This window comes from Olsenella phocaeensis, assembly GCF_900120385.1.
GTDB classification, from domain to species: domain Bacteria; phylum Actinomycetota; class Coriobacteriia; order Coriobacteriales; family Atopobiaceae; genus Olsenella_I; species Olsenella_I phocaeensis.
Genome location: NZ_LT635530.1, coordinates 19,849 through 29,210 on the forward strand (window position 1 = coordinate 19,849; position 9,362 = coordinate 29,210).

Sequence of the window (9,362 nt, forward strand, 5' to 3'; positions counted from 1 at the left end):
CCTTGGATTATGCAGAAGGAAGCGAATTCTCTTCTGCACGTCCCCCTCTCGTCCGCAGACGGCCTCTCGCTAAAATACAAATCGCATAGGCGAGCGTAGTTACAGCCGAAATAACCACGCCAAGTTGCTGCTCCCTATCAACATACTCGAGCGATAGGTTATGCATGCCGGGGCTAAGTCTGATGCCGACCATGCCGCCGTCGACATCAACAACGGGTGTCGTAAGCCCATCAAGCTTCAACTGCCATTTACTACCATAGAGTAAAGGCAGGCAGAGCATGGCGTCGCCTTCCGAGTCGTTCGAGACGGTTCCCTGAAAAACAGCTCCATGCTGCGTGATTTCAATATCCCCCAGGCTCCCCTGCCTCGCAAAGACGGATTCAACCGTCTCGGCAGAGATGCTCTCCAGGTCAATGCTATATACGTCGGCTTCGACGCCATCGGAAGCAGAGAGGACGATGTATCGACTCGGGCCTAAATCAGTTAGATCGATGGCATATTCTCCCACGCCATCGTGAATGGAGAAACTCGTCGACCTTGCAGCATCAGGATTCCCCAAGTCGTCAGTTGCGTACACTCGTAGCGCAGACGCCTTCCGGCTATTGAGAAAGATGGTCATCCTCCCGAACTCTGCCCCTGGGTCTTCGCCCAAATCAAAGCAAAGTGGAGAATGCTTCCCGCCCTTGAGCGGAACGACACCATCAACCTTATAGATGTTCCCCCTATTGTCGACGGTGCGGTCGAGCAAATTCAGTTTGCGTATCGAGTCAGACACCGTGTCCATAGAGAGCCCTGTAGCGCCAAGGGAGTCAGAATCGCCGTCCGTCAAGTAATAACCGGACGTCAGGGCAAGCTTCCTCTCATTCGGGGACATCCGAGATAGCTGGTCTTTTGTCACTGCATGCGTTGCCAGATATCCGAAGCCTTGGAAGTTGGAACAACGGTAGAGCATCTTGTCCCCCCGCATTCCTACCAGGTCATAGAAGCGTGGGTCCATGTTGTCGTCATCCTGCGTGATCACATACTTCACGCCCAGAAAACGATCGCTGAGGATGCTACGATGCGGAAAGCGTATCCAATTACTTCCAGTAGTGGTTGACGTATTGTTCCGCACGGTACCAAAATTGGAATATGCCCCAACTAGTTCGGCGGAATTCGTAGAACTATATGATCCAACGCCAGGGTAATCTTGTACGAGCTGATCGTTGAAGCTCTGCGAATCGTACGTCTTGTTCACTCTATATGTGCCACCATCTTTTTGGCGCAAAGACAGCGCAACCAAGGACGTGCCGTCGGAGTACAGGCCGTTGTTCCATGCGTCGATGGAAACATAGCTCCTCAGATTGACGGTGAAGTAGTTACTAGCACAGACATCGAAGATGAGCAGGACAAGAAACAATGGCTGCACAAGCGGAAGCAGTCGTTTGTAGGCATGCTCCTCCTCAGTTGCCCTGCGATTCAGAATCCTCGCATAGAGCATGAGGAATGCAGCATAGGAGGTAAAGACGATGACCAACTTGGTCAAGGTATTCCTGCTGACGCGATACCCCGAAACCTTGCCAATGACGTATGTGATGCAGACAAGCATCAGGAACAGTACCGCAGAATACTTGACCGTCGTCAAAAGGCGCGCAGGCGAATTCTGACCTGCGACCTCCTCCCGAATCAAGCAAATTGCCTCACCAATCATGAGCACCTGCAAAAAGCACAGTATGAACGTCCACCGTTGCGTCAAGGCCCTGAAAGAAAGCATCTGGGAAACTACCGGGCAGCCCAGCGCAATGAGGCACAGCGCGAAAATCAGAAGGAATCGCCTCTTATACCTGCTGCGAGTCAATTCGACGAACGAAAAAATCGACAGGACGCTTACGCTCAATATCGCAATCTCATAATAGTTGCCCGCGCCGGAATACTTCCCACCTATGCCCAGCAAATCGCTCGAAAGAAACCGACCTATGAAGCAGCCGATGTACTTTATGGAGTAATAGGGAGGAACCACCTGAGAGCCTACAACGCTCGCTCTCGTACTCCCCATAAGCTTTGAAATGTTTGGGATGATATACTCCGACGCCATTCCGAGAGCGGCGATGACGACACCTATGAAAAGAAGCGCCCTGCTTAGCACTTCGTGCCAAGGTTTCTCATGGATTCTCAGGTAGATAACCCCATAGAATGCAAAAAATATGCTGGCAACATAAAGCACAGGATAGCTTGCCCAAGCTAGGCAAGCCACTGCAGGCACCACAAGCGGAGCGAGGCGGTCTCTCTCAAGGAAGAGCTGGAATCCGTAGAGCGCAGTGGTGAACGAAGCCATCGTGAGAAGGAACGAGTAATGCTGTCCCCAGAGTACGGCGAAGCCATTGAAGCACCACAGCATGGCTGCGGAGATGCTTGCAAGCCCGTCTGTTAGCACCCTCCGAAAATACAAATCAGCAAAGATTGCCATCCACAGGTATCTCAGGTAGGTGCTGACGATAAGGCCCCACTTGATGTTCTTCTCTCCGAATATGAGGAGAGGAAGGTTAAGAGGATGCAGATATTTTATAAGAGGAGTTCCCGAAAAATCACCTAATCCCCTAGTCAAATCATAGGTGTTAAAATCAAAAGCGGCAATTTTCCTCAGGTCATAGATGATGTTCGGCAGATATGCATTCACCGTGTCAGCGCCTATGTCCGTATAGGCGTAAATATTCGCGGCGAAGACGAATTTTCCATAGAGAACCAGGAAGGTCACTGTAATAAGGGACCACAGGAGCAAGTAACGCCTCTTCCCCCGATACCATGCGTCCATGAGTCTCCAATGCTCCCGGCCTGTGCTACTGACACGTGCTCTAATTCCAGACAGAGTCAGCCCTACAAGAGGATTTCACGCCTCGAAAGATCGTATAGCGCTGCAATGAGCAGCGTATTGTCCGCAACGGACAGCTCACCCAAATGCCCGACCCTAAATGATGAGGACGATTCTCCCCCCCCATTAGGGCAGAGCCAGATCCCATATTCGTCCTTCAGCGTATGAAGTACCTCCAGAGCGCAGGGGGAGAGAGTCTCGACATAGGTCACGGCATTCGAGGGAGACTTGAGTCGCATGGAAAAGGGCAGGCCCTTGGCCCTTCGCCTGAAATCACCTGCCAAAGTTGCAACCTTACTTATCTCGGTATCTATCCCTCGCTCACGTATCTGATGGAGCCGGGAATGAACCTGAATGAGCGTGCCGACTGCCGGAGTGAAGGGCGTTTGCCCCCTCTCGCCATCTCTCAACAGTAAATGCAAGTCAAGATACATGCAAGTCGGCTTGACCTGTGCGACCTTCTCCAAGCCGCGTGCAGATAGAGCAACAATGGAGACTCCTGGAGGACATGCAAGCCCTTTTTGCGAACCAACGATAACAAAATCTGCTCCAATTGCAGACATATCGAAGGTATCTGCCAGAAATGAGCTAATCGCATCAACTACAAGAAGTAGGCCATTTCTTTTACAAAAATCTCCGACGAGATCCTTGTCGTAGAGAATGCCCGTTGACGTCTCGTGTATGTTCACGAGAAGGGCCGAGAAACCAGAGCCTTCGTAGGGAGCGAGGTCGGATGCCTCAAGGGTGTCACCGCGCTTTAGCGCTATCGCCTCGTAAGCAATACCATGGAGCTCGCACAGCTCAACGAACCTGTGTCCGAAACTACCACCATCGACCACCAGGACTCGATCAGAGCCATCAAAGGCCCCAGCGATCGTGGCCTCCATCGCAGCAGTTCCAGAACCACTGACAAAGACCGCCCTTGATCCTTCTGGCGCACCCACTAGGTGTAGGAAATCGCTCTCGTTCTCTAACATCAACCTCGAGAATTCTGGCGTTCTAAAGTAAGGGACGTCGCGAGCACCTAACTCACGCACGTCGTCGTTTGATTGGACCGGACCGACGGCGAAGTTAATCAAGATGTTCTCTCTTTCGAAAATTCGTACAGACAGTCAACAAGCTCCCTCAAGGCGAGCTACACCACGAGAGTCATCTGCCAGAACCTGTTGTTGAGCCAAACATGGCGTGGAAGGTGCCAAGGATGCAGAGGAGGTCCCTCCCAAGGCTGCGGTCGCGGATGTACTCGAGCTCCAGCCTCTGACGCGAGCCGTCCTCGTAGGTGGCGTCGTTTCTGGCCTTGACCTGCCACCAGCCCGTAATGCCGGGGGTGACGCTGAGGAACTCCGCCACGCTCTGACCGTAGGCCGCCAGCTCGTCCGGCTCGACAGGGCGCGGGCCGACCACGCTCATGGAGCCAGAGAGGACGTTGAGGAACTGGGGCACCTCGTCCAACGAGGTCTTGCGCAGGAACTTGCCGACCTTGGTCACGCGCGGGTCGTCATCCACCTTGTGCTCGGACAGCCACTGCTGCAGCTGCTCGGGATTGAGGTGCTTTTCCACGTCGTCCGCATCAGCCACCATGGTGCGGATCTTGAGGATGTCCACAGGTATGCCATAGCGCCCCACACGCCGCTGGGCGTAGATGGGGCTCCCCTTGCTGTCCAACGCCACAAGAAGGCAGATGGCGGCGGTGGGAACGAAACCCACGACCACCGCTACGCTCGAGAACGCCACGTCGAAGACCCGCTTGGCAATGTGATATGCCTTTGTGTCGCGCGAGCCGGGAACGGGGGGAATCTGCTCCTCCTCGATCACGATGCCCGTGCCATAGGTGGCCTCGGAAACGACCGCTTGGGCCCTCTCGCGCGTGACAGGAGCCAGGGCCTCCTGCTTGGGCTTGAGTCGCGCGTCGCGCACTATCGCGACGGCCTCCCCCACCGCACCAACGGCGAGGATGGCAGCGCCTAGACCACCCGCAACCCCATACATGGCCAGGTGTCTGCGGTGGCTCTTGGCGCCGCCCGAGTGGCCGCGTCGATCGTCTTTGGGTCTTTCCATAGCTAAAAACTCCTGGAAGCGGGCCGTCGCCCGCGTAGCTAAAGTTCGAATCCGTGGATACAGGGACGCTTAAGACATTCTAGTACAGGGAACCCGAGCCCACCGTTCCTGGACACAAGCGTGCAAATTACCCATCAACCAGGGGCTTGCGACTCAAACTCACAAGAAGCACGGTCTCAATTGCCCCTTTTATATTTGAGCCCCCTGCCGGCCCCAACCGTAAAGACCTGCCCAAGCTCAATGAGCTCCTTGAGGATGCGCGATAGCTTTGACCTTCCGAAGTCGACCATACCCAGCAGCTCTCCCGAAGACCAAGGAACGGTAGGGCTCAACAGCCCATACACGAGCCGTTGATCGTCGGTGAGCCCAAGGTCGGCAACTGTCACCGGAAGGATCACGGTGATGGTGTTCTCCATCACCAAGAAACGCGGCGTTGTCTTGCTGCTGGCATATGCGTCCCGGATACGCTGAACCCCCGTTCCAAATGCCTCTATGAGGCCCAACCGGTAGAACACGTTGGCAAGAACGGGGTTTCGCCTGATCGAAACCATGCCAGCAAGGTACTCCTCCTCCGAGATGCCCGTTGGCAGGCCGCCAGGGGATGACACCTCCACCCGGTCGGGATACATCGCGATGCGCGCGTGGGCAGGCACATCCCAGGTCCTATGAACCAATGCATTCGCGATTGCCTCCCTAAACGCCTCGGAGGGTATGCGCTCGACCTGAGTTCGCTCGAACCCAGAAATCCGCTCGTAGCAGTAGCAATCCCTGTACATGCGGACTGCATCTTCGTATTCGAGCAACACGGACTTCCCGGCACTCGTCTCCCGACGCAGAATTACGCTGATGCTCTCTCCAAACTGAGCCATGTCAAAGCCGGGCAAATCGTTCTTGTCTGCCAACAGGGCAGCGGCATTGTTGTAGCCATCTTCGTCCGAGTAGAGCTCGAGCGTCCTGAGGGTGTCCGTGTCGAAATTCTTGATGCCAACCGTGGATTTCAGCGCCGAGCCGAGCGTCTCGAAGGTAAACTGCTGGCTTCTTGAGCTCAGCCGCTCATACGAAAGGTTACTCCCCTCGAGCACGAGCCTCCTGAACTCAATGGGATCCACCTCGACGGTCGAGCTATCGCTACGTCGGTATGCCTTGGCGCGATAGAGATACGGCTTTGACCTCCCCGGACGAACCACGAGCTCGACAGTGGAGTCTTTCGTGTTGGGCAGAAGCTCATAGTCGGGGCGGGGAGAAATAGAATCATTGACCTTGTTTTCGATGTCAAGGCAGGCTGCCCGTACGTTGCCAAGCCCCACAACCCGCGCCGCGTCGTCCACGCCAAACAGGATTGACCCGCCCTCATAGTTCGCAAAGGCGGACACAGTTTTGAGAAAGCTGTTTGAAATCTCCTCTCTGAATTCAAGCGTCTCGTTTTCCTCATGAGACTCTCCAAATCAACGATTGCAGCCGAAAATCAACAGCAAAATCAACAGCAAAATTTTGCTGTTGATTTTGCCATCGCGCTTCGACCGAAAAGAGGCCCAGGAGCAACCGCCGCTACAGGCCCGAGTCCAGAGCGTCGAAGCGGTTGATGCGCAGCAGGATCTGGTCCACGTCGAGTGACCCCCAGATGGTGACGGAGCCCTTCTTGCCCCGCTCGAAGACGCGCACGCTCTGGTAGCCCACGAGGGCGTTGGGCCTCGCCCACTCGATCCGCGCGATGTCGCGATAGCGCACGGTGCGCGTGAGGCCCACGAAAGGCGTGATGCGCATGCGGTCCACGTAGGTGACCACGCGGTAGTGCTTAATCGCAAGCCAGAAGGAGAAGGTGACCAGGAGGAAGGCCAGGAAGAAGGCGAAGACCACGGTCGTGTCCGCCTTGAAGGCGCCCAGCGCGCAGAGCCAGCCCAACATGAGGCCCAAGGCACCCATGAAGACCATGGCCATGACCAGCATGCGCGAGAATTGGCCCGACACGATGTAGGTGTCGTGGTGGCTGTGGTGGCGCTCGGAAAGCCCCGGGTTCCCCACCAGCTCGATGGCAGTGGCGACCACGGGCACGGCGGCAGTGAGGCCGGCAAGCATCTGCAGGGTCATGGTCGAATCGCCCCTCCGTGCCTGCCGCGCATGGAACCTCCCCCATCCTCGAACTTCCCACCAACGTGCATGACTCTCTCAGCCACTACCTTAGGGGGTAAGGCGAACGCCGCCCACGGGCGCTTGGCGTGCGGGCGGCGTTCTTCTGTATGCGGCTCAATCCCCAGCCCAGAGGTAGGAATTCGCCTGCGGGCGGCGGGGCCCAGGGTAGGGTTCGACGCGGGATGGCGGGGCCTCTCCCCCGCCCCCTCTCCCCTACGCCAGCTGGGGCACGGAGAACTTGCCCACCAGGCGCTGGAGCAGGTCGACCGTGAGCACCATGTTCCTCACGGGGATGAACTCCCTCACGGAGTGGGCGCTGTAGCCACCCGTGGCCAGGTTGGGACAGGGCAGGCCGCGCAGGGTGAGCTGGCTCCCGTCGGTGCCCCCGCGCATGGCGATGACCTTGGTGGGGATGCCCAGCTCCTCCTGCGCCTCGAGCACGTTGGTGACCAGGAAGTCCATGCCTGTCAGGTGCTCGCCCATGTTGCGATACTGGATGCGGGAGTCCACGCTCACCGTGTCGGCGCCGTAGCGGTCGTTCAGGAAGGCCGCGATCTTGCGCAGGGTCTCCTCGCGCGCGAAGAAGCGCCCGGAGTCGTGGTCGCGGATGATGTAGGTCAGCCGGACGTCGCTCGCCGTGCCCTCGATGCGAATGGGGTGGTAGAAGCCCTCGCGACCCTCGGTGTGCTCGGGGCGCTCGAAGGCAGGCACCATCTGCTGGAACTCGCTCGCCACGGTGATGGCGTTGACCATGATGTCCTTGGCCACGGCCGGGTGCACCATGACGCCGCGGACGGTCACCGTCGCCTCCATGGCGTTGAAGGTCTCGTAGCTGAACTCGCCCAGGGCCTCGCCGTCCACGGTGTAGCACCACTTCGCCCCGAACTTCTCGAGGTCGAGCAGCCGCGCGCCATGGCCTATCTCCTCGTCGGGGACGAAGGCTATCTTGAGCGCTGGGTGCGGGATGTCGGGGTCCTGCTGGATGCGGTGCAGGAGCGAGCAGATCTCGGCCACACCCGCCTTGTCGTCGGCCGCGAGGAGCGTACGCCCGTCGCTGCAGACGATGTCCTCGCCCACAAGGCCCTTGAGGTCGGGGAACTGCTCCTGAGTCGTGGCGACGGGCTTGCCGTCCACCACGCCGGAGACCAGGTCTCCCCCCTCGTAGCGCACGACGTGGGGACGGACCCCCTTGGCAGGCACGTCGCTCACCGAGTCGATGTGCGCGCAGAGCCCCAGCGCGGGAAGCCCCTCGGCGCCGACGGAGGCGGGCACGCTGCCCGTCACGTAGGCGTGCCCGTCCACGACCACGTCCTGGACGCCCAGGCTGCGCAGCTCCTCCCCCATGTAGCGCGCCATCTCGTGCTGGAACGGCGTGGAGGGCACCTCCCCGTCGTTCAGCGGGTCGGACTCGGAGTCTATCTGCACGTAGCGCATGAAGCGCTCGACCACGTCCGGAAGCTCGGCGTCGTGCGCCGCCTGCCCTTCGTCTGCCATCTTCCTCTCCCCTTCTCGGCGTCGCCGCACGGAGCGGAGCCCGTGTGCCCTGCGCTGCGAATTTGGGCCGCCACTTTTGATGCGGCCGAAAAACTGCGCATTGGTTTTGTGGAGGCCTCCGCAATCCTGGCCAAACGCCAGACTTCTTCACAATTGGGCGCTTCCGTGCGCAGTTTTTCGCGCACGGAAACGTCCGTCAAGGCCCGAAGCGACGGGCTAGTCCTCGTCGGCCAGACGCTGGACCATGGCCAGCAGGGACTGGGCGCTGTTGAAGTTGGCGGGGACGATCTCCTTTGCGGGCACGGCGACGTCGAACTCGTCGTCGATGGCGCTCACGATGGAGAGGATGTCGAAGGAGTCGAGGATGCGCTCGTCGATGAGGGTGGTGCAGTTGGCGTAGTCCACGCCCTCCTTCACGTCGTTGAGCAGGTCGATCATGGCGTCGAGGTCGATGTCCATGCTGTCTCCCATCTGGGTCGTTCTGGCGGTTTGCGTATTGTCACGGGCCTGGCTGCCGCGCGGGACGGCGCGAAGCCGGGAAGAGTCTAGGCGTGCGATGTGGAAGGCGTGTTGAGGACGCTCGTCTGGACCCAGTCGCGCGCAAGCGTCACGCTGCCGTCCTCCTCCACGAGCAGGACGCGCGGCATCGTCCGGCTCAGGAAGAGGTGGATGCCCTCGGTGACGGAGTAGGCACCGAGGTTCCTCAGGGCCAGGACGTCCCCCATGCGCAGGTCGTCCATAGGGAGGCTGCGCACGAGCACGTCGGCGGTGGTGCAGAGGCTGCCGCAGAGGCTCCACTCGCGCGCGCCGGACGTCGCGGGGCCAAGCGGGG

The 9,362-nt window shown here is 58.5% G+C and carries 7 protein-coding genes and 2 pseudogenes; all 9 read right to left on the reverse strand.

Going from position 1 to position 9,362, the window contains the following annotated elements:
- Positions 1-7: 7 nt before the first annotated feature.
- Positions 8-2,791 carry a YfhO family protein gene (locus BQ7388_RS11345; protein WP_072500714.1) on the reverse strand — a complete coding sequence of 928 codons (2,784 nt, stop codon included), beginning with the start codon at positions 2,789-2,791 and terminating at the stop codon, positions 8-10.
- A 62-nt stretch (positions 2,792-2,853) separates the two neighbouring features.
- Positions 2,854-3,927 carry a pyridoxal-phosphate-dependent aminotransferase family protein gene (locus BQ7388_RS11350; protein WP_200781495.1) on the reverse strand — a complete coding sequence of 358 codons (1,074 nt, stop codon included), beginning with the start codon at positions 3,925-3,927 and terminating at the stop codon, positions 2,854-2,856.
- Between the two features lie 70 nt (positions 3,928-3,997).
- Positions 3,998-4,837, reverse strand: coding sequence for a sugar transferase (locus tag BQ7388_RS11355; RefSeq protein ID WP_234946974.1), 840 nt, complete (start codon positions 4,835-4,837; stop codon positions 3,998-4,000).
- Between the two features lie 245 nt (positions 4,838-5,082).
- Complete coding sequence (locus BQ7388_RS13280; protein WP_327196120.1) at positions 5,083-5,775, reverse strand: ATP-binding protein; 693 nt, start codon at positions 5,773-5,775, stop codon at positions 5,083-5,085.
- Positions 5,776-6,027: 252 nt separating this feature from the next.
- Positions 6,028-6,321: pseudogene (locus BQ7388_RS13285) on the reverse strand (AlbA family DNA-binding domain-containing protein); the annotation flags it as partial.
- A 133-nt stretch (positions 6,322-6,454) separates the two neighbouring features.
- Positions 6,455-6,994: a hypothetical protein gene (locus tag BQ7388_RS11365; RefSeq protein WP_072500717.1), complete on the reverse strand. Its 540-nt coding sequence runs from the start codon at positions 6,992-6,994 to the stop codon at positions 6,455-6,457.
- 255 nt (positions 6,995-7,249) lie between these two features.
- Positions 7,250-8,530, reverse strand: coding sequence for a peptidase T (pepT, locus tag BQ7388_RS11370; protein ID WP_072500718.1), 1,281 nt, complete (start codon positions 8,528-8,530; stop codon positions 7,250-7,252).
- Positions 8,531-8,746: 216 nt separating this feature from the next.
- Positions 8,747-8,989: a hypothetical protein gene (locus BQ7388_RS11375; RefSeq protein ID WP_062529894.1), complete on the reverse strand. Its 243-nt coding sequence runs from the start codon at positions 8,987-8,989 to the stop codon at positions 8,747-8,749.
- Positions 8,990-9,075: 86 nt separating this feature from the next.
- Positions 9,076-9,362, reverse strand: a pseudogene (locus BQ7388_RS11380) (diaminopimelate decarboxylase); the annotation flags it as partial.